Annotated in this window: 19 protein-coding genes; 7 read left to right on the top strand and 12 right to left on the bottom strand. The window is 67.7% G+C overall.

Annotation, left to right across the window (positions count from 1 at the left end; genetic code table 11):
• On the bottom strand, positions 1–886 hold an 886-nt coding region (locus DPA01S_RS13855), incomplete at its 3' end, for a patatin-like phospholipase family protein (RefSeq protein WP_232303165.1).
• Between the two features lie 87 nt (positions 887–973).
• On the opposite strand from DPA01S_RS13855, the gene DPA01S_RS13850 reads away from it, so the two are divergent.
• Positions 974–2,443 (top strand): alanine/glycine:cation symporter family protein, encoded by a 1,470-nt coding sequence (locus tag DPA01S_RS13850; RefSeq protein ID WP_061230145.1) that lies wholly within the window; start codon positions 974–976, stop codon positions 2,441–2,443.
• Positions 2,440–3,486, top strand: coding sequence for an adenosine deaminase (add, locus tag DPA01S_RS13845; RefSeq protein WP_084374786.1), 1,047 nt, complete (start codon positions 2,440–2,442; stop codon positions 3,484–3,486). The genes DPA01S_RS13850 and add overlap by 4 nt, the downstream gene beginning before the upstream one ends.
• 20 nt (positions 3,487–3,506) lie before the next feature.
• On the opposite strand, the gene DPA01S_RS13840 is transcribed toward add, so the two are convergent.
• The 8 genes from DPA01S_RS13840 to DPA01S_RS13820 all read right to left on the bottom strand — a co-directional run bounded on the left by DPA01S_RS13840 (position 3,507) and on the right by DPA01S_RS13820 (position 14,322).
• Positions 3,507–3,908: a DoxX family protein gene (locus tag DPA01S_RS13840; protein ID WP_174521566.1), complete on the bottom strand. Its 402-nt coding sequence runs from the start codon at positions 3,906–3,908 to the stop codon at positions 3,507–3,509.
• 29 nt (positions 3,909–3,937) lie between these two features.
• Positions 3,938–4,120 carry a hypothetical protein gene (locus DPA01S_RS16455; RefSeq protein ID WP_070720712.1) on the bottom strand — a complete coding sequence of 61 codons (183 nt, stop codon included), beginning with the start codon at positions 4,118–4,120 and terminating at the stop codon, positions 3,938–3,940.
• Positions 4,121–4,227: 107 nt separating this feature from the next.
• A complete protein-coding gene (locus tag DPA01S_RS13835) occupies positions 4,228–7,440 on the bottom strand; it encodes a type I restriction endonuclease subunit R (protein WP_061917135.1) in 3,213 nt (1,070 codons plus the stop codon).
• A gap of 416 nt (positions 7,441–7,856) precedes the next feature.
• Entirely contained in the window at positions 7,857–8,243 is a 387-nt protein-coding gene (locus DPA01S_RS17070; protein WP_232303164.1) for a hypothetical protein, read from the bottom strand.
• Positions 8,192–9,508: an RNA-binding domain-containing protein gene (locus DPA01S_RS13830; protein WP_198150794.1), complete on the bottom strand. Its 1,317-nt coding sequence runs from the start codon at positions 9,506–9,508 to the stop codon at positions 8,192–8,194. Before DPA01S_RS13830 ends, DPA01S_RS17070 begins: the two co-directional genes overlap by 52 nt.
• 43 nt (positions 9,509–9,551) lie before the next feature.
• Positions 9,552–10,736: a restriction endonuclease subunit S gene (locus DPA01S_RS16450; RefSeq protein WP_232303166.1), complete on the bottom strand. Its 1,185-nt coding sequence runs from the start codon at positions 10,734–10,736 to the stop codon at positions 9,552–9,554.
• A gap of 5 nt (positions 10,737–10,741) precedes the next feature.
• Complete coding sequence (locus DPA01S_RS13825) at positions 10,742–12,349, bottom strand: class I SAM-dependent DNA methyltransferase (protein WP_061917132.1); 1,608 nt, start codon at positions 12,347–12,349, stop codon at positions 10,742–10,744.
• The gene (locus DPA01S_RS13820) at positions 12,349–14,322 is read right to left on the bottom strand and encodes a hypothetical protein (protein ID WP_061917129.1); all 1,974 of its coding nucleotides are present in this window, start codon (positions 14,320–14,322) and stop codon (positions 12,349–12,351) included. The genes DPA01S_RS13825 and DPA01S_RS13820 overlap by 1 nt, the downstream gene beginning before the upstream one ends.
• Positions 14,323–14,502: 180 nt before the next feature.
• On the opposite strand from DPA01S_RS13820, the gene DPA01S_RS13815 reads away from it, so the two are divergent.
• The 3 genes from DPA01S_RS13815 (at position 14,503) to DPA01S_RS13805 (ending at position 17,089) form a co-directional block, all read left to right on the top strand.
• Positions 14,503–15,114: a hypothetical protein gene (locus DPA01S_RS13815; protein ID WP_061917126.1), complete on the top strand. Its 612-nt coding sequence runs from the start codon at positions 14,503–14,505 to the stop codon at positions 15,112–15,114.
• A 35-nt stretch (positions 15,115–15,149) separates the two neighbouring features.
• Positions 15,150–15,767 carry a hypothetical protein gene (locus DPA01S_RS13810; RefSeq protein WP_061917123.1) on the top strand — a complete coding sequence of 206 codons (618 nt, stop codon included), beginning with the start codon at positions 15,150–15,152 and terminating at the stop codon, positions 15,765–15,767.
• Between the two features lie 263 nt (positions 15,768–16,030).
• Complete coding sequence (locus tag DPA01S_RS13805) at positions 16,031–17,089, top strand: NAD(P)-dependent alcohol dehydrogenase (RefSeq protein WP_061917120.1); 1,059 nt, start codon at positions 16,031–16,033, stop codon at positions 17,087–17,089.
• A 9-nt stretch (positions 17,090–17,098) separates the two neighbouring features.
• Here DPA01S_RS13805 and DPA01S_RS13800 read toward each other — a convergent pair whose 3' ends face one another.
• Genes DPA01S_RS13800 through DPA01S_RS13790 form a run of 3 tightly spaced genes read right to left on the bottom strand, consistent with a single transcriptional unit; the run spans position 17,099 to position 18,616 of the window.
• Positions 17,099–17,326, bottom strand: coding sequence for a hypothetical protein (locus tag DPA01S_RS13800; protein WP_061917117.1), 228 nt, complete (start codon positions 17,324–17,326; stop codon positions 17,099–17,101).
• Positions 17,327–17,333: 7 nt separating this feature from the next.
• Positions 17,334–18,311: a WXG100 family type VII secretion target gene (locus DPA01S_RS13795; RefSeq protein ID WP_061917114.1), complete on the bottom strand. Its 978-nt coding sequence runs from the start codon at positions 18,309–18,311 to the stop codon at positions 17,334–17,336.
• The gene (locus DPA01S_RS13790; RefSeq protein ID WP_061917111.1) at positions 18,308–18,616 is read right to left on the bottom strand and encodes a hypothetical protein; all 309 of its coding nucleotides are present in this window, start codon (positions 18,614–18,616) and stop codon (positions 18,308–18,310) included. Before DPA01S_RS13790 ends, DPA01S_RS13795 begins: the two co-directional genes overlap by 4 nt.
• A gap of 210 nt (positions 18,617–18,826) precedes the next feature.
• Between DPA01S_RS13790 and DPA01S_RS13785 the strand changes: the two genes are divergently transcribed.
• Together DPA01S_RS13785 and DPA01S_RS13780 are read left to right on the top strand one after the other, a co-directional pair.
• Complete coding sequence (locus DPA01S_RS13785) at positions 18,827–19,417, top strand: HD domain-containing protein (RefSeq protein WP_061917107.1); 591 nt, start codon at positions 18,827–18,829, stop codon at positions 19,415–19,417.
• A 4-nt stretch (positions 19,418–19,421) separates the two neighbouring features.
• Entirely contained in the window at positions 19,422–20,288 is an 867-nt protein-coding gene (locus DPA01S_RS13780; protein WP_061917104.1) for a T3SS (YopN, CesT) and YbjN peptide-binding chaperone 1, read from the top strand.
• The last annotated feature ends 138 nt before the right edge of the window (positions 20,289–20,426 follow it).

The raw sequence follows: 20,426 nt of genomic DNA, 5'->3' as shown, positions 1-20,426 counted from the left end.
GGGCCTGCTCGCGTCCCGAGACGTACGCCTCCGCGAGCCGGTCGACCCGGCGCTCGTAGCTCCTGATCGTCACCCGCTCCGGTCGGAAGACCAGCGCGTCGCCCGACTTCTCCAGCTCCTCGATCTCGTCGAGCGTCTCGTTGTACAGCGCCCAGCGGTGCAGGAGCGCCTCCCCCACCGCCGGGAAGCGGCGGAAGTACGAGCGATAGAACGGCGTCAGTCGACGGGGCGGGATCTTCCGGTACCCCTCCGGCTGCGTGAGCACGATGAGGAACTTCTCGAACCCCGCCTCGCGCGCCGCCGACAACGGGATCCCACCGTCATGGCCCAGGGCCCCGTCGACGTAGTACTCGCCGTCGATGAGCACGGGCGGCATCCACACCGGCATGGTCGACGAGGACCGAACCATCCGCATGAGGTCGGCCATCGACTCGACGTCGTCCTCGGTCCAGAAGACCGTCTCGCCATCCGAGCAGCGGAACGTCCCGATCCGCGCGGCGGTCCCGCTGGCCTCGAACGTCTCGAAGTCGTACGGCAACACCTGATCCGGCAGGCCGGCCTGCTCGTAGATGTACTCGGCGTTGAACAGCCCCTTGCCGCGCGCGAAACTACGCAAGTCCCCGAAGTTCGGGTCCGCGGCCATCTCCACGAAACTCTTCCGGGCGCGTACCGCGTCGCGGGAGACGTAGTTAGCGAGGTGAGACGCCCCGGCCGAGATTCCGGCGACCAGACCGGTGTGGATCCCCGCCTCGATCAACGTCTCGACAACGCCCGCGGTGTGCACCGCCCGCATACCACCGCCCTCGAAGAGCAGGGCGACATCGGGGGCGGTCGGCTCCAGCGTCGCAGTGCCGGCGCGTGTATGTCTCGGTCCCGCATCAGTCACTCTTCCAGACTAGGAGGTCTGGGCGCGGGTGTCCGGTGGCGGAGGTTCAGTGGCGCAGCCGCCTCCCCGTTACTAGTGTCACCACCCGTGACCCAACTCACCGAGCTCGTCGCGGGCATCAACGACGTCTACTGGTACGGCGTCATCGCACTCCTGGTGATCGCCGGGCTGTACTTCTCAGTGACCACGTTGATCGTCCAGATCCGGCTCTTCCCGGAGATGCTCCGGACCATCACCGAGAAACCCTCCGACATCGAACCGGACAAGAAGGGCATCTCCGCCTTCCGCGCCTTCACCATCTCGGCGGCATCCCGGGTCGGCACCGGCAACGTCGCGGGCGTGGCCATCGCCATCACCGTCGGCGGGCCCGGGGCGGTTTTCTGGATGTGGCTCCTCGCCATCATCGGTGGCGCGACGGCCTTCATCGAGTCGACGCTCGCGCAGCTGTACAAGGTCAAGGGCAGGGACTCGTACGTCGGCGGACCGGCGTACTACATCCGCGACGGGCTGGGCTGGAAGCCGGTGGCCGTGGCGTTCGCGGTGATCATCACCGTCACCTACGGCTTCGTGTTCAACGCCGTCCAGGCCAACTCGATCTCCGAATCCGTCCGCAACCAGTTCGACCTCCAGGGCACCGGAGCCGGAATCGCCATCGGCCTGGGGCTGGCGCTCGTGACGGGCCTCGTCATCTTCGGTGGCGTACGCCGCCTGTCCGCTGTCACCGAGATCCTGGTCCCGGTCATGGCCGCGGCCTACGTCGTCGTCGCCCTCATCGTCGTCGCCATCAACATAACCGAGGTCCCCGACATGATCGGCCTCATCGTCGGCCACGCCCTCGGGTTCCGCGAGATCGCCGGCGCCACCATCGGCGCGGCGATCATGCAGGGCATGCGCCGCGGCCTCTTCTCCAACGAGGCCGGCATGGGTTCCGTCCCCAACGCCGCGGCGACCGCCTCGGTCTCCCACCCCGTCAAGCAGGGCCTCGTCCAGTCGCTCGGCGTGTACTTCGACACCCTCGTCGTCTGCTCGGCCACGGCGTTCATCATTCTGCTAGCGGACCCCGAGTTCGGCGGAGACAGAGAGGGCATCACGCTCACGCAGGACTCGCTCGCGTCGCAGGTCGGCGAGTGGGGCGTGCCGTTCCTCATGGTGGTCATCTTCTTCCTCGCCTTCTCCTCGATCCTCGGCAACTCGTACTACGGCGAGGCCAACATCAACTTCCTGCGCGACAGCCCGCGGTCGATCAACGTCTTCCGCGCGCTGGTCCTGCTCGCGGTGTTCGGCGGCGCGCTCGGCTCGGTGGACCTGGTGTGGGGCCTTGCCGACCTGTTCATGGGCTTCATGGCCACCATCAACCTCATCGCGATCCTGCCGCTCGGCGGACTCGCCGTGGCGCTGCTGCGGCACTACCTGCAGCAGAAGACGAAGGGACACAACCCGGTGTTCCACCGCGACGACCTGCCACGGGCCCGAAACGTCACCGCCTGGGACGGCTCCGACCCGATGACGCACCAGCACATCGCCGACGATGCCCGCGAGGTCAAGGCCGACGAATGACCGAAACCGCACGCCGCGCCGACACCGCCCACCGCGCCGATGCCAATCGCCGGAGCCTGACCGCGCTGCCGAAGGCGCACCTGCACGTCCACCTCGAGGCGGCCATGCGGGAGGCGACGCTGCGGCAGTGGTGCGCGGAGGACGGCCTCGAGGTGCCGCCGCTCGTCGACTACCCGGACTTCACGCGGTTCCTCGACGCGTACGGCCTGCTCATCGACCTCCTGCACACGCCGGAGCGAGTCGAGCGGCTCCTGGACGAGGTGATCGCCGACGCCGCCGCGCAGGGGGTGGTGGCGCTCGAGTTCGCGTCGATCCCCGAGAAGGCGGTGGCGTTCGGCTCCGCCGAGGAGGCGCTCGAGTTCCAGCTGCCGGTCATGGCCGAGGCGTCACGCAGGCACGGGGTGTGGGCCGGCGCGATCGTGAGCATCGACCGCGGCGCGGGGCCCGAGCACGCGCTCGAGGCGGCACGGCTGGCCGCGCGGTTCGCCGACCGGGGCGTCGTGGCGGTGGGTCTGGTCGCCGACGAGCGTGACAGTCCCGTGGCCGCCGCGGCGGAAGCGTTCGCGATCGCCCGCGACGCCGGACTCGGGGTGGTGCCCCACGCGGGCGAACTGGGCGGGCCGGAGGAGGTCCGCTCCGCCGTCGAACTGGGGGCGGACCGCATCCAGCACGGGGTGCGCGCCGTGGAGGATCCGGGCGTGCTCGAGCTGCTCGCCGAGCGGGGGACGTGCCTCGACGTGTGCCCCACCTCCAACGTCGTGCTGGGCGTGAGTCCCTCGCTCGAGAGCCATCCCCTGCCCGCGCTCCTGGCCGCCGGCGTGCGGTGCTCGATCGGCGCCGACGACCCCCTGCTGTTCGGCGCGGACGTGGTCGACGAGTACGTGTCCGCACACGAGCGGATGGGCGTGCCCGAGGCGCAGCTCGTGGAGGTGGCGCGTACGTCGATCGAGTCGTCGTTCGCGCCGGCGGACGTCAAGCGGGACGCCCTCGCGCGCCTCGGTGCGTGGGAGGACCGGGCCGCCTGGCAGGACGGCGGCGCGTAAGGCGCGTCAGGCGCCCCAGGTCAGGCGCCTCGGCGGATGCGGTCGGCGGCGACGATCATCGGCACCTGCAGCGGCAGTCGGCCCCACGCGATCACCTGGTACGGCCAGACCGGCTTGCGGCGCCACGCGCGGACCATCTGCAGGTTGCCGGGGAACACGCCGAGGAACAGCGCGGTGGCGGCAGCACCACCCAGCCTCCGTGTGCGGGGCGCGGCCAACAGCCCGGCGACCGCGAGCTCCGCGACGCCCGACCCATAGGTCCACGCGCGGCGGCTGCCGGGCAGCTCGGGCGGGATGAGACCGTCGAACGGCCGGGGATTGACGAAGTGCAGGACCCCCATCGCCCCGAGGGCGGCGGGCATTGCCCAGTAGCGGGCGGTGCGGGGACGGGCGTTGCGGGGGCGGGCGGTCTCGGAGCTCATCAGCCGAGACTACGGGCGCGGCGGCCCCCTCACCGGATCCCCGGCAGGACGCGCTCGCCGATGAGCCGTACGGGGGCGACGACGACGAGGCCAGGCCGGTGCCCGGGCGCGAGGCATTCTGCCCGGCAGAGCGCGATAAGCCCGGGATCATCGAGCTGCGGCTGGAAGTGCGTGCCCAGTCTCGCGGTCCGCCGGGCGGCTGCGCCCCGCATCGAGGAAGACCAGCGGGTGGGGTTGCGAGAACGGCCTCGGGGTGGGCGGGGGTCCGCGGGAATCGCGAGCTCCGTGGAGCCGTAGGCGTCCCACACCCGGCCTGAGCTCACCTCCCGTCTTCCTCCTTTGACTCCTCTGCGTACCTGGGGGCCAGTGCCTCCATCTGCTGCATCACCAGCTGGATGGCCTCTGGCTGCTTGTCCGGTGGGTACTTGTACTTGCGTAGTGTGCGCTTGACCGAGGCGCGAAGCTTGGCCTTGACGTCCTCGCGGACCGTCCAGTCGGTGCGGATGTCGCGGCGCATGGTGGCGACGATCGAGCGGGCGATCTCGGCCAGCACGTCGTCGCCGAGGACGTCGACCGCGGACTCGTTCAACGCGACCACGTCGTAGAACGCGAGTTCATAGCTTTCCAGCGGCGGCTCGAAGCGCTGCCCGCGGTCGGCTTCCGCGCTGACCTCCTTGGCGAGCTCCACCAGCTCGGCGATCACCTCGGCGGCCGTGAGCTGCTGGTTGGTATAGCGCACCATGAGCTCGTTGACGCGTTCGGAGAACAGCTTTCGCCGCACCTCGTTGCCGTGCGTGACCGTCGCGGCCTCCTCCAGCAACGTCGCCTTGAGCGCCTCGATCGCCAGGTGGGCCTTGGACGGCTTCTGCGCCTCCTCGACCCACTGCGGGGTCAGCGTGTCGAGCCGCGGGAGGGGCAGTCCGGCCTCGCGGTAGATGTCGACGACTCCTGTGCTCGCTGCGGAGTCGACGATCAGTTCGCCGAGAATGCGCTTGATCTCGTCCGGGACCAGTTCTCCGGCGCCGATCTTCTGCTGTGCGTCGAGCTTGAGCATCCAGACGCGGACCTCTTCGACGAACCGCACCTCGGGTCGGACCGTTTCGAGGGAGTCGTTCCCCGCCGCCAGCGCCCACGCCCGCGCGAGTTTGGATGACAGGTCGCGGAAGCGGTCGGCGAGAGGGCGCGCGTCCGGGTCGTCGTCGTCGCGGTTTCCCGGTGTGCCCGGCGACCGCAGGCGGGTGACCACGGTGAGGAGCGCATCACGCCAGCCGGTTTTGGCGTTGGCGTGCCACTGCGCCTTCCACTCGTCGCCGATGAGCTCACGCACGCCTGCGAGCAGGTCGAGCACGATCTGCGCGGCCTCCTCGGAGGTGCGGCCGACGAGTCGGTCGCCGCCCTCCGGGGCCTCGCGGGTAAATTCCTCTAGCGCCTTGGACAGGTTGTCGGTAAGTGGCGCGTAGCCCACGAGCAGCCCGTCCTGCTTCCCGCGGAAGGTGCGGTTGACGCGGGCGAGCGTCTGCATGAGCAGCGCGCCCTGGAGCGGCCGGTCCACGTAGAGCGTGTGCAGCGCCGGGGCGTCGAAGCCGGTGAGCATCATGTCCTTGACGATGATCAGCTCGAGCTCGTCGTCGGGGTTCTTCACCCGCTGCTTCACCGCGGCGATCGCACTCGGACGCCGGAGATGCCTGGTGACGTGCTCCTCGTCGCCCGGATCGGCGGTGTAGACCACCTTGACCTTGCCCATGTCGTCGGCATCGGAGTGCCAGTCGGGGCGGAGGGCGACGATCTCCTGGTACAGGTTCGCGGCGATGGATCGGGTGGCGCTGACGATCATCGCCTTGCCCGGGACGCCGAGGAAGGGCCGCATGGCGTCGCGGCGGGTTTCCCAGTGGGTCACCAGGTCGGCGGCCAGCGTGCGGATGCGCTCGGGGGCGCCGTAGACGGTGTCGAGCTTGGCCACCGCCCGCTGAAGCCGCTCGGCGTCCGCGGCGTCGAGGCCGCTCAGTGCCTCCTCCGCGGCGTCGTCGAGCGACTCGTCGTCCACGCCGGGCAGGCGCGCCAGGCTGATCAGCCGCGGTTCGTAGACCACGGGGACCGTGGCGCCGTCCTCCACTGCCCGGTGCAGGTCGTAGACGTCGATGTCGGCGCCGAAGACGCGGCGGGTGTCGCGCTCCCCCTCCGTGATGGGGGTCCCGGTGAAGGCGATGAGAGTCGCGTGCGGCAACGCGCTCTTGAGGTGTGCGGCGTACCCGTCCAGGTTGTCGTAGTGACTGCGGTGGGCCTCATCGGCGATGACGACGATGTTGCGTCTGTCCGAGAGCAGCGGGTGAGTCGCTCCGGAGTCACGTTCGGACTTGCTCAGGCCGAACTTCTGCAGGGTGGTGAAGTATATGCCGCCGGAGCGTCGGTCCGCCAGCTGCGTGCGCAGATCGTCGCGGGTGCGGACCTGCACCGGCTGCTCCGGGAGCAGGTCGGAGATCTGGAAGCCGTCGAACAGTTGGGAGTCGAGTTCTGTGCGGTCGGTGATGACGATGACCGTGGGGTTGGCCAGTCGCGGGTGCCGCATGATCTTGGCGGTGTAGAGCTCCATCTCCATGGATTTGCCGGAGCCCTGGGTGTGCCACACGACGCCGGCCCGGCCGTCGGAGTCCACGGCGCGGACGGTGGCGCCGACGGCTTTGGTGACGGCGAAGTACTGGTGCGGTTTGGCGATGCGTTTGATCAGACCGGACTCGGTGGCGTCGAAGGCGGTGAAGTCGCGGTGGAGCTGGCCGAATCGTTCGACGTTGAACACGCCGTCGATGAGGAGGTCGAGTTCGGTGATGGGTTCCGCGGAGTCTTCGTGGGTGGTGAGGGGGGCGATGCGGCGGCCGTCGTCGTCGACGTTCCAGGGCGCGAAGTGGTTCCACGGGGTGAACGGCGTGCCGTAGCGGGCGGAGAGGTCGTCGGTGGCGACGACGACGACGGCGAAGCGGAACGCCATGGGGAATTCGTGAAGATAGGTGCGCAGCTGGTTGTACGCGAGTTCGGCGGTGGCGTTTTTGGCGCTTGGCTTCTTGAGTTCCACGATCGCGAGCGGCAGTCCGTTGACGTAGGCCACCACGTCGAATCGTCGTTCGTGTTCGCGGCTGCGGACGGTCACCTGGTCCACCGCGTGATACTTGTTGCGCGAGGCGTCGGCGGACAGGAAGCGGATGACCGGGGCGACCTCGCGGCCGTCGTCGTCGATGTAGGTCAGACCTTTGTAGCCGTCGAGCAGGATGTGGTGGAGCCGGTGGTTCTCGGTGACGGCGTCCTGCGACTTGGGAGTGGTCACCTCGGCCATGGCCTGCTGGAGATACTCCTCGGGCACGTCCGGGTTGAGGTTGATCAGCGACTGCAGGAGGGTGCCCCGCAGGACGATGTCATGCCACGAGTCGCGCTCCCCCGAGCCGGGCGCGAGGGATGGCCCGGAGCGGTGCTCCCATTCGCGCTCGGCGAGGGCGTCGAGGATGCCCTGCTCGGCTTGGGCCTCGGACCAGCCGTAAGTCATCGCGTCCTCTCCAGGTCAGAGGGGCGCGAAGCGTGATCGGACATGAAAAAACCTGCCCCCAGAGGGGGCAGGTGGCATGCCCCGAGGATAGCGTCGGCGCTGCAATCGAGCAATGTACGTCGGGTAGAGGTGCCCGTTGATGGGCCTTCGACGAGCCCATCACTGTAGGCGTCACTGCACAGTGACCTACAGTGACCTACAGTGACGAACAGTGACGGGGCGCGCCTCGCGACAGCTACTACGCCGCTACCGCCCGGCCTGTGTCCCTTCGATACGGACTGGCTTTCTCGGCTAGGCTCGTCGACCCGAGGACGACCTAAAGAAGGCGGCAAACCGCGCCGACCTGTTATTTCGACGCCCTGAGACGTACCTTTCTTACTTAGGTTCTTGGCTAGCTTCATTGGATCGGTCCTCACTTATGAAAGCTCCCAGCGCGGCCGGGTGCGGCTCCCTGCGTTGTGGATCTCGCCGGATTTCCTCAACTTTGTGAGCAGGTTGCCGATCTTGTTTCGCTTCTGCTCGTCAGTGAGCGCGTCACTGAGCTGGCTCATGAGCAACTCGTCGATGTCGGAGCGATTGGCCGAGCTGAATTTCTCCAGGTAGTCGCTGATCTGTTTGCAGTAGAACGCATCGTCCTGGCCTCGGGTTCGGATGTACGCAGCCTTCGTTCCCGTTACTCGCGCAATGGTCGGTGCGACACGAAGGTGAGGTTGTCGTCCCTCGATCAGTCCGGCCTTCCGGAGGCGGCGGGCTACTGATGCCGAGAGCGGCAGACCCTTCTGGACCCGGTCGAGAGCGAGCACATCCTCGAGCGGCAAATCCTCGCGAGCCATGAGCAGCTTGGTGTACGCCTCGTCGATGACCGCGCCATAGACAGTGAGCTTGACCTCGCCGGGGTCGGTGAGATCGTAGTCGGGAAGCGGGAGGAACCGCTTGCGTTGCTGACTGACCATACGGTGAATCCCGTTTCCCATGTGTGGTCAACGAGGTTGAGTTCAGTCATCGCGGTCACCAGGAGCGGGTTGCGGTACCGACGAGGCACTGTGTCGCTCAACATGTAGTCATCAGGGGTGCGGTCGACAAAGTCACCGACGCTGAGGAACTCGACCCGGTCCGGACGTTCGACGAGGACGATTCGTGAGTGCTGGCGGTAGTCCTGGTGCGCGATGCAGTTGTACAGAGCCTCGTGAAGACTTCCCTCGTCGTACTTCGAGATCTCGCGGTAGACGGCTCTGTTCGGGTCATTGAACCGGATCTGGACATTGCGGACACGACTGATCAGATCGTCAGCGGAAAGTAGAAATGGCGTGCTGAAGTGCTCGAACGCCTGTTGTTCACCGGTCAATTTCCAAGTGATCTCGGCCATGTGCGGGCTGATCAGGTGCGCCGAGGTGAACTTGCCGAGCAGTAAGATCGCAGCGCGAGTGACTTTGCCCCCAAGCGTCAACCGAACCTTCTCCAAGAAGGTGGCGTCGTTCCAGCGCGCCACTTCGTCGGCCAGTCGCGGATATCTTTCAGTGAACCCCTTTCGCGCCTGAGCAACGGCTTCGGGATCCAGGTCCTCGAGTGTTGCGTGAGGGATGATCGTGGCCGTCCAGTCGCTACCGATGGTCTGGTTGCGTATCTGGTCCAGTTTGTCCATGCCGAGGGGAACGAGGCTTTCCCCGGCCCGCGCCCAACATTGCCCTTTCCATGCGATCGGCAGGCCTCGGGGCGCTGGTGGGATCTCGAAGAGCACCACGCGGCCGGCCTCGTGGTCGAGAACGTGAATGTTGCGAAACGACACTCGGGGGTCGGTGTTCTGGTTGATCTCCAGCTTGAGCGCGTTCAGGCGGTTTGCCGAGTGGCCATAGGAACTGCCCACGATTACCCGGAGTTTGTCGTCAACTCCGAATATCAACCAGCCCGCTTCGTCACCGCGCAGGTTCGCCTCGTTGGCCAGTGCCGAAAAATATTTCCCAATTTCGCTCATGCTGAAACCTTCACGGCCACGTTTGAACTCGACCACCTCGCTCTCCCAATCGGCAATTAGCCGATCGAGGAGCGAGGAGAGCTCGTCGGTGTTCATAGGCGGATCATCTCATCTCCGCCAGGCGCAGGTCGGCCGCCACTCAGAGCACATCCTCGGCTGCTCGCTCGGCGTCCTTAACGCCAACCTTGCCGCTCATGAGGAGTGGGAGCAGTTCGTCGCGGGTGCGGGCTAGGGATACGTTCTCCTTGAGCCCGGTTACGACACGCTCCTCAAGCACCTCAAGTTCGCTCACAGCACGTCTTGCCGACCCATCGTAGAAGTTGGGCACCTCAACATCCGCAAGCGTCGAAGTCGTGATGGTGCTGAATACCGAACCGTGCGCTCTCGAAATCAGGCCGGCGACAGCACCCTCTAAAGCCAGCCTCAGAGCTGCACTCTTTCCCGCCTGGGGAATGAAAGCGTACGCAGACTGATTGCATGCGCAGTCAACACCTGCCACCGCAACTTCGCCCACAGTCCCACGGGCTGTCAAAAACACCGACCCCGCTGGAACCGGTCTGAGTCGCTCCGGCTGAGCAGCCTTGATCGTGATTGTCTCAGCCGTCGACAAAATGACCCCCAAATCGGCACCTGTCATATCGCGCACCGAGGCCCACGGAGTTCCGCCACCCCAAAGTTCCGGACTGGATCGAGCCGGGGTTCCACCCAACCTTGGTGGAGCTAACTCAATGAGCGGTATATGCGGCAGCGATCTCGAAGCTCTCGACCATATCGATCCCTGCAGACCACGCAGGGACACGCAGACCTTTCGGTTCGCGGCGATCTTGTCGTCCAGCGCGCCGAGGACCTCGCCGATCGCGCGCTGCGCCTCCAACTCCGGCAGGGAGTGGCAGAATTCATAGATTCGCCCCGGACTGGTATGCCTGACTGTGCTTCCAGTCGCGGTAGAGAGAATCTGCCTGTGAAACTCGCCGGTAAGAAAGAGTGCCTTTAGGTAGTTCTTATCTAGTGCCGACTCGTCAAGAATCTCGACCTTCCCAATTCGCTGATTGTGGAGAAAGATGCCATCGCTCGGCACAATAGCAGGTTTGCCTAGGGTGGCCCCCTCCTTACTGAGGTCGGTCATCGAGACAACCAGGTCACCCGGTTCTAAGATGAAGGCAGACGGAAACTCACCAGAGAATGACTTCACCCTGCGAACAAAACTGCCGCCTGGCTCGAAGTTCCCCGGGGTAATGAGCTGTGGCAGCTCGGCATCCGTGCCGAACCCAGAACCAGGAAAAGCCCACCCATGGTGAATCTTGATGACGTCGCCTAAGCGCACCGCTTTCACACCAGCCTCCCCAACTGCTCACGAACTACGGCATCCAACCGCGCCGACTCATCCAAGGCAGCGGTGAGCTCACCGGTGAGCCGCGCGATCTTCTCGTCGACCGGCTCGTCGTCCTCCTCCGCCTCGGGCACGCCCACGTAGCGGCCCGGGGTCAGCGCGTAGCCGGCGGCCTTGATCTCCTCGAGCGTGGCCGACTTACAGAAGCCGGGCACGTCCTCGTACTCGCCCTCGGCCGACGGGCGGCCTCGCCAGGAGCGGAACGTCTCGGCGATGCGCTGCAGATCCTCCTCGCTCAGCGTGCGCTCCACGCGGTCGATCATGTGGCCGAGCTCGCGGGCGTCGATGAACAGCACCTGCCCGCGGCGATCCACCGAACCACCCTTGCCGGCGGCTTTGTTGCGCGCGAAGAACCACACGCACACCGGGATGCCCGTCGCCCGGAACAGCTGCCCCGGCAGGGCGACGATGCACTGCACCACGTCGCCCTCGACCATCGCCTTGCGGATGTCGCCCTCACCGCTGGTCGAGGTGGTCATGGTCCCATTGGCCATCACCACGCCGGCCTCGCCGTTCGGCGCCAACTTGGAGAGGATGTGCTGCATCCACGCGTAGTTGGCATTGCGCTTGGGCGGCACGCCGTAGACCCAGCGCGGGTCGTCCTCGCGACGTGCCCAGTCCTTGATGTTGAACGGCGGGTTGGCCATCACGTAGTCGGCCTGCATGTCCGGGTGGATATCGCGCGCAAAGGTGTCGCCCCAGCGCGAGCCCAGACCCTGCGAATCGATCCCGTGGATCGCCAGGTTCATCTTGGCCATCCGCCACGTGCGCTCGTTGAGCTCCTGCCCGTACACGGCGACGTTGGTCGGATCCTCCTTGTGCCCCTCGAGGAACTTCTCCGTCTGCACGAACATGCCGCCCGACCCACAACACGGGTCGTACACACGCCCCGAATGCGGTTCGAGGATCTCCACCAGCGTCCGCACCACCACGGGCGGGGTGTAGAACTCGCCGCCGCGCTTACCCTCCGCCTTGGCGAACTTGTCCAGGAAGTACTCATAGACCTCCCCGAGCAGATCCCGCGCCTTGGAGGCGCCGCCGCCGGTGAAACGCGCCGCGTTGAACAGGTCCACCAGCTCACCCAGTCGGCGCTGCTCGACATTGTCCCGCCCGAACAACACCGGCAGCGTGCCCACCAGCGACTCGTTGGCCTGCATCAACGCGCGCATCGCGGCATCGATCAGCTCACCGATCGACTGCGCGTCGTTGGTCGACGACGCCGGGATGCCCTTGGCGTGCCGCGAGAGGTACTCCCAGCGCGCCTCGGCGGGAACCCAGAACACGCCGGAACCCAGGTACTCATCGGCGTCCTCGAGCGTCTCCGCGAGGTAGGTCTCGTCCTCCCCGGCCAGCTCCTCGCGGATCGCGTCGCGCCGCTCGGAGAACGCGTCCGAGACGTACTTGAGAAACACCAACCCCAGCACAACGTCCTTGTACTGGGACGCATCCATGGACCCGCGGAGCTTGTCCGCCGCCTTCCACAGCGTGTCCTTGAGTTCCTTGGGGGTCGATGCCTCCATCGGCTTCGGAACCAACACTTTCGCCATCAGGCGTTCTCCTCGTTGTTCTGCTCTGAGTAGTTGTGGTATATGCGCAGCGTGCCCGCCGCGAGTCCGTCGGAAAGTTCTGTGGTGAGCGCGTCGAGCGCACTCAGTTCGGCCAGGAGCCGTGCCCGATGCTCGGCGGCCCGTGCCGCCACCGTGCGCCAAGGGCCACAGGCGTCGACGACGACGGTGCGCAGCCGCCAGGAACGGCAATCCGATCCCCGCGCAACCGAAATATCCCGAACCGCGAGCTCGGGAAGAATACGTCGCGATCCCTCGACCGGCTCCAGACAACGCAGGACCCGGGCCGGCGCCTGAACGGCATTGCCGCCGACTGTGTCGATGATCGCGGCCGGCCCCCTCGTCGTCGTAAACACCACGTCGCCCGGCTCCGTGAGCCGGAACCGAGGCGCGCGCCGAACCAACTCCACCAGATCGACCGACCGTGACCCGATCGCGCACCGGCCGCGCACCTCGTCCGGGCCGATCACCCCGATGCCGCCCGGACCCGCCGCGAAGACCTCCGCGGGGATGCGCACGCCCGTGATCACCCGGGCCGGCCGGTGCTTGCCCGTGGTCGCCGCCCTCCACGGCAGGGAGTGATCAGCCGCAGATCCGGCCGCCACCACCTCGACCCCGTCGAGCACCCCGGACGCCGACGCGTCGCGCTTCTCCCACAGGCGGGCCAGCGCATCACCGCCGTCCTCCGCGACGTCGGTGGTGACCGGCAGAGCGAGCGCGGACCTGACCACCACCGCATCGGTGAGCCGGTGCTCGGCCCGCAGGAATGCGTGACTCCGCCGTGCGGCACCCCCGCGGAGGGCCGCGACAGCGTCAGAGGCGAGGGCACGGTTCTCCCGCGAATCGAGCGCATGGGCCGAGTGCTCCCCGAACGTCGTGAAACTCCGCGCACCGGCGGTGTCGCCGGACTCCCCCAACACCCACAGCGCCATCCGACGACGACCACCGAACCGGCACAATCCCCGCGGCAGGCGAGCGACATAGCGCAGGGGCGCCACATAGCCGCCGCCTGTCCCGCTCAGGATCCGCCGCCGATGGTCCGTCCCCGATGACTCGTCGACCAGCAGTGGCGCGGGCGCGAACACCACCGCGGCGCTGCCCGGCTCCAGGCCCAGCACCACGTCGTCGATCGTGTCGAAGAAGCTCTCAGTCCGGTCCCGGGAAATCACCGACCACTGCCCGACGAGAAGCGTGGCTGAACCGGCCGTCGCCGATTCCAAGCGGGCGCCGAGTGCGGCGAGGTACCGCCAGAACAGTCGATCCACCGGCCCGGTCGGGTCATCCGGCGCAACGACTCGCGGCCGATCCGACTCGGAAGACCTCGCCACCACGCACGCGAGAAGCCGCAGGCCGCCCGGCCCCCACGGCACGAGTGCCCTGTCGGAATCGCCGGCCAGCGCCGCGACCACCTCGCACGCCAGTGCATCGCCCTTCGCAGTGAGCGACTCGGAGGCGAGCGGCGCGTCCTTTTCCTCCTGACGGAGCGCCAGCCGTTCGAGCACCCGTGTCGCCGTGACGCCGGCTTCGGCGAGGTGATCGACGCACGCGACCAGGTCGGCATCACGCAGAGCCTTGTCCGCCTGCGCCACGGACAAAACCGACTCGACTGCGTGCCCCACCGGAAGCATCGCTAGGTCGTCACTGCCCTGTTCAGCCAACGGCGTGCCAGACAGCGCATGGAGCAGGAGAAGCGCCGATGCGTCGTCGAGTTGCGAGGCCGCCCGGTCCATCAACGACGAGAACAGCGCCGCGTCCTCGTGCGCATCCGGATTGTTCCCCCTGCCGGTCACGCGCAGCCAGCTGCCGACCTCGTCTGCGGAGAACACCAGTCGTGCCGGGTCCACCGGCGCAGGGAAGGGGTGCTCCGATCCGGCTGACCGGGAGCGCCACACCGAGACGACCGGGCGCTTCACGCCGGCGAGCGCGGCGACCTGCTGCATGGTCAGAGTCTCCACGGGGCCACCTCCACTCGGTCCGTCTGATCTGCGATGCGGCCGACGCTACCTCCGAGTTGCACCGACTCATACCCTCCCGGCGATAAGTCCCCTTATCGCCATAGGTGTTACCACTCCACCGCCAGGCGGAGGAAAAGTCTCCCCGGAAGCCAACCGCACTCGATCCCCCGGAGGTCAATCGTGAACAACACCCTCACGGTCGACCACCTCGCCGCTTGGAGTCCCCTCGAATGGTGGCTTCACTACCTCGCCGCGATCGCCGTACCCGTCCTGGCCACCGCCCTCGTTCTGGCCGCATGTGTAGCGTGCAGGGCGCTCGTCCGCCTGAGTCTGCCGAACCCGGTCGAGGCAGCAGTCGGTGTGGGCCTGGTCGCCGGCGCCTTCGCGGTCGTGTTCCTCGGGCTGAACTGGCACATCGAATTGCTGTATGGGTCGCTACGGCACATCTCGAGCGCGACCGGGGCTGTCGTGGCCGGCCTCGGCACCGCGCTCGTGTTGGCCGCAGCTTCCGTGGTCCTGGCACTCAAGCTGGGCACTACCCGGCGGCGCCGGCTCGCCGTGATCGCCCTCGCCGCTGCAATACCCGCAGTCTTCACTCTCGTCCATGACGGCCTCTACCGGGATGCGACCGCGTCCACGCGTGATACGGCGAGTGTCGGTATGCAGTCACCCACGCGAAGCGCCGCAGGGGCCCAGCCGAATCAACCCAGCGACGCCCCAACGGACGTTCTGCCGCGCTCCCCTCCGGCAGACCAGCACGCACTCCCACCCGAAGGCCTCAGGGCCGCATAACCATTCGAATACTTACTTCATCAAGGAGACTTCCCATGCCCACAACTTCCCTCCGTACCTACGGCACCGCCGCCGTGACCGCCGCGCTCCTGGGCGCAGGCTCATTCCTCGCGCCGGCCATCGCCCAGGCGCAGTTGGTCGACCCCGTCGACCCCACGGACATCATCAAGATCGACTCGCCTGACCTCACCGTGAACGTCAACGGCACCACGGCGAACTTCACCGTCACCGCCCCCGAGAACATGGCCTGCGTCGGGCCTCTGGTGGTCGAGGGTGCGATCAGCGAGAAGGACATCGACCCCGAGACCTGGAACGAGACCTTCTTCGAGGACCTGTTCAGCAATCCGGTCTGGCCCACGAAGGAATCCGACCTGCGCGTCGTGGTCAACGAGTCCAGCGACCTACTGGACGAGGAGGGGGCCTACGCGAGTCCCCACAACGTCAGCGTGCCGGGCCTTGACGACGGGGACTACGTCGCCACGTCGATCTGCGTCACCGAAGACAGCATCGCGCCCCTCGCTGCGACCGATGAGATCTCGACTCTCGCGGACGTCCAGTACCCGGTCGAGATTCACTTCCGGAACTTCTCGGTGACCACTACCGGGAGCGTCAATCTGGGCAGCGTCGACGTGTTCGGCAGCCTCGGGAGCTGACCACCTGGACCGGGGGCGTCCGGCTCGTCGCTCAGCTGACGTAGCCGGTCACCCCGGCCCGCTGTGAATCGACTCATTGCCCTTCTGACATGGCGGTACGAACCCTTCGGGAGTCGTACGCGGCCTGGCCGGGAGGGCATTGTCGTGTACCCGCTCCGCTGCGGCCGCAGATGCCGTGGCGGCGGCGCACGCCGAACATTCTCTCACGCCGAACATTCTCTACTGTGGCGTGCACACCTGACCCGACCCGAGGGAGACCACACATGGACGTCGCCGCCGTCGCCGCCACCGCACCGGACGCACCCCTGGAGAAGACCACGATCCGACGTCGGGACACCGGCCCGGACGACGTGCTCATCGAGATCGAGTTCGCCGGCATCTGCCACTCCGACATCCACCACGTGCGCGGCGAGTGGGGGCAGACCACCTATCCCGTGGCACCCGGGCACGAGATCATCGGCATCGTCCGCGAGGTCGGTTCCGAGGTCACCCGGCACGCGGTGGGCGACCGCGTGGGCGTCGGCTGCCTGGTGGGGGCCTGCCACGAGTGCGCCGCGTGCGAGGCCGGCCAGGAGCAGGAGTGCGAGGTCGGAGCCACCGCGACCTACGGCTCCCCGCTGCCCGAGGGCGACCCGGAGGGCCCGGTCACCAACGGCGGCTACTCCACGCACATCGTGGTGGAGGAGCGCATGGTCGTCTCCGTCCCCGAGGGCCTCGACCCGGCCGCCGCCGCGCCGCTGCTGTGCGCCGGGATCACCATGTACTCGCCGCTCCGTCAGTGGAACGTCGGCCCCGGCACGAAGGTCGCGGTGATCGGCATGGGCGGGCTCGGGCACGTGGGCGTGCAGCTCGCCGTGGCCATGGGCGCCGAGGTCACCGTGTTGTCCCAGAGCACCTCCAAGCGCGACGACTCGCTGAAGTTCGGCGCCGTGGAGCACTACGCGACCGCCGGAGACGAGGGCAGGGAGAACCTGCGGGCGCTCCGAGGCAGCTTCGACGTCATCCTCAACACCGTCTCCGCCAACCTGCCCCTGGACCGGTACCTCGCCCTGCTCAAGCCTCGCGGCGCCATGGTGGAGATCGGCATCCCGAGTGAGCCGATGTCCCTGCGGGCGGGGTCGGTGACCGGCGGCCGCAAGATCCTCACCGGCTCGATGATCGGCGGTATCCCCGAGACGCAGGAGATGCTGGACTTCTGCGCCGAGCGCGGGATCACCGCCCAGATTGAACTCATCTCGGCCGATCAGATCAACGAGGCGTGGGACCGCGTCGTCAGCTCGGACGTCCGGTACCGGTTCGTGATCGACGCCAAGACGTTCTAGGCGAGACCGTCAGGTTTCACCGGTGAACCACATCCAGATAAATGTCGCCACGAATCCCACCGTCGAGAGGATGAGGACGGTCCGGCTGTAGTGATCCTCCCAGGCCATCTGGATGAACCGCCGCTTGAACTCTTCCCACCTGCCGTCCCAGAAACCGGGTTCCGGTTCCAGGGCGGGGTGTTCGTAGGGGTGCGGGTCGCGTTCCGACGGGTCGTCCCGTCTCTGCCCATACCTCATGGTCGTGTCACCTCTCTGCCGTGTGGATCCGGTACCGGTGGTGAGCCATATCGCCCGCCTGCTGTCCCAGGTACGTCCCGACGGCCGCACCGATGCCGGCGCCGATGAACGTTCCGAGGGGACCGAACATCGTTCCTGCGACGGCGCCGGCTGCGGCGCCTCCGAGCGCGCCGCCACCCAGAGCCCCAAGGGTCTCCGCGACGGCCTCGCCGGTCGACGTCCTCCCCTCGGCGTGGGCCTTCACGCCGTCGTACACCGTAAGCCCGCCACCGACCGGACCGGCGACCCTACCGAGTCCTCGCAACCCCGTCGCCGCGGCGCTGCCGAAGTCATCCGGAGCCGGGTTGAGCATGTGTCTCCCCCGGGTCCGTGGATCGAGTTCATCGGCGACGTCCGGGTAGCCCCGTGACGCGGCCCCCGTCATCGCGTCCACACCGCGACCCGGCCACGGGTCGTCCGGGCCCGGGATCGGCGACCGGTCGACCTCGAGTGGGATCGCGGAGTGCAGCCGAGCGGCGATCTGGTCGATCTCGCGCCCGTAGTGCTCATCGAGGGAGCGCACGGTGTCGACCGCGGAGCTGATCGCCTCCGCATGCTCATCGACCGCCGAGTGACCGATGTCGTCGCGACCAGACAAAGGACGCACCGACGATTCGCCCACCTGCAGTCCGGCTGCCTCGGCATCGGCGATCCGATCTCGAACCGTCTGAACTGCCGGCCCCAGCGCAGCGTGCGAGCTCCGGAGAGCATCAGCCAGATCCTCGAGTCCGTCAGCCAGCGTGCTGACGTGCGACTTCTCGCGTTCCACGGTGTCGAGGACGGCGTCAGCGGCCTCCCCGTCCCAGCCATCATCCAGCTCCGCCGCACCGTCAACCAGGTCCCCCCGGATGCTTTGCGCCACCGAGCCCTGCCGCCCGACCTCGCCACCGGCGCCCGTCAACGCGGACACGTCCCAACGACGAATGTCGCCGACTGTCCAGCTCACCGCCGGGCCACCGCTGCGAGGAGATCCGCGAAGTCCTCATCCTCGGCCTCGAGGAACCGGTGCGCCTCGGCCGCGAAGTCGGCCAGGCCCCCGAGCCGACCCGCGATTCTCGAGGCGCACACGGTGGCGGCACCACACGCCCGGTCCAGCGCCTGCTCGATCGCCGACCCGCCCGGAAGACCGCCGCCCAGACGTGCCGTGACCTCGGGAAACGTCACCTCCGCGGCCGCCTCCCCGCAGTCGCGGAACACCGAGACCGCGCTCGCGATCTTCCCGGCATCCGCCCTGATCGTCCCGTCGGGCACGAGCCCTCCTCGTCGTCGTTCCGGTCTACTACCGGGACGCCCCCGTGGCGTCCTCACCATGTACGACGCGCGCCCCACGCCGATCGGTTCCCCCGTGTCGTACCCGTGGTGTGTACTCGGGAGTGTGGAAGGGACACCGGTCACGGCCGGTTCCACCCACGACCCGGCGGCGTCGCCCGGCGTCGGGACCTCTCCCTCGAGGAGTGCACCATGTCGCTCACCTGGACCCCCACCCTCGACCGCGCACTCGCGGTCGCCGCCCGTTGCCACGCCGGCCAGACCCGCAAGGACGAACCGACGCCCTACATCGCCCATCCGGTCGCGGTGGCGCTGATCGTCTCGGACTTCACCGGCGACGAGGACGTGGCGGTCGCGGCGCTGCTCCACGACGTGCTGGAGGACGTGCCGCCATCGGTCTACTCGGCCGACGACATGACCGCCGAGTTCGGCGAGCGGGTCACGGAACTCGTTCGCGGCGTCTCGGAGGAGAAGACCGCCGGCGAGGAGACCCCGCCGTGGCGGGTGCGCAAGGAGGGCTACCTCGCGCGACTGGCCGAGGACTCCCACGAGTGCCTGCTCATCTCGGCCGCCGACAAGATCCACAATCTGCGCTCGATGGTCACCGCGCACAAGCGGCTGGGCGATGACATGTGGGGCCTGTTCAACGCCGGGCCGGAGGAAAAACTGTGGTTCTACCGGGCGATCGCCGACGCCGTCGCCGAACGGCTCGGTGACTGCACCGCCTCGCGAGAACTCCGCCGGGCCGTCGACGACGTGGCCGCCCTCGCGCCGGTGGGGTGACGTCATGCAGGACCACCGCCTCGGACCGGGTAGCGCCTCCCTGCGCCCGGCGGACGACCCGTGGCACGACTTCGAGCACACCCTCACCGGACATCTCCGCAGGCCCGGGGCGGTGGGCGCGATGGAATTCCGCGCACCGTCACAACCGTCCGGCGGACAGGGACGGTGCACCGTCCAACTGGCGGCGGGCGGGGCGGTCGCCTGGGTGACCGCCCGCCCCGCCGGGCACGACCTCGTCGAGGAGATGATCGCGCACACCGCCCCCACCTCCCCGGCGCCGATCGCCCGGGCGGTGGTCGACGTCTGCCGTGACCGGCTGGGAGTCCCGCACCCGCAACTGCTCACCCTCCGATGCGAGGGGACGGTCGGTCGCTACACCGGCGCGCTCAGGCTCATCCGGTCCGATTCCGTGCCCGTCGGACGCGACCCCGCCGACTATCCCAACCCGATCGACGTGGCCGTCGAGGTCGAGGACCACGTGGACGCCCGCGAGCGGTACGAGGCGATCATCGAACAGGTGACCGGCCGGCCGTGCGTGGTGGACGAGGTGGGCCACCTGGTCTTCGACCACGTCGGCCACCGGATGCACGTCTCGTTCACGGAGGACGAGCCGTTCGCCCGCATCTGGGCGTGGGTCGTCCGAGGTGTGCGTTCCCGCGCCGAGGCCGCTCTGGAGATCGCGCGCCTCAACCTGGACGACGACCTCACCTCGTGGGTCCTCGACGGTCGCCACGTCATGCAGCGCACCACCGTGCCCGTCGCTCCGTTCCTGCCCCGCCACGCGCAGCACGCACTCGAGCACTTCCTGCTCACGTACGCCGCCACGCGCGATCAGGTCGCAGCGCGGTTGGGCCCGCGTACGCGGAGTTAACGCAAGTTTCTTCGGCCGCCTCTCGCGGCCCATCGACCCGACATGGCCAGCAACCCCTAATTCTGGACGCTTACCCATGACAGTGGCACGGTCCCGTGAGCGGTTGTACCCCGCGTAGGCCGCCCTAGGAGCATGGGT

It is taken from the genome of Dietzia papillomatosis NBRC 105045 (genome assembly GCF_001570845.1).
In the GTDB taxonomy this organism is placed as follows: domain Bacteria; phylum Actinomycetota; class Actinomycetes; order Mycobacteriales; family Mycobacteriaceae; genus Dietzia; species Dietzia cinnamea.
The sequence above is the reverse complement of the archived record's forward strand: the minus strand, read 5'-3'. Positions and strand labels throughout refer to the sequence as shown.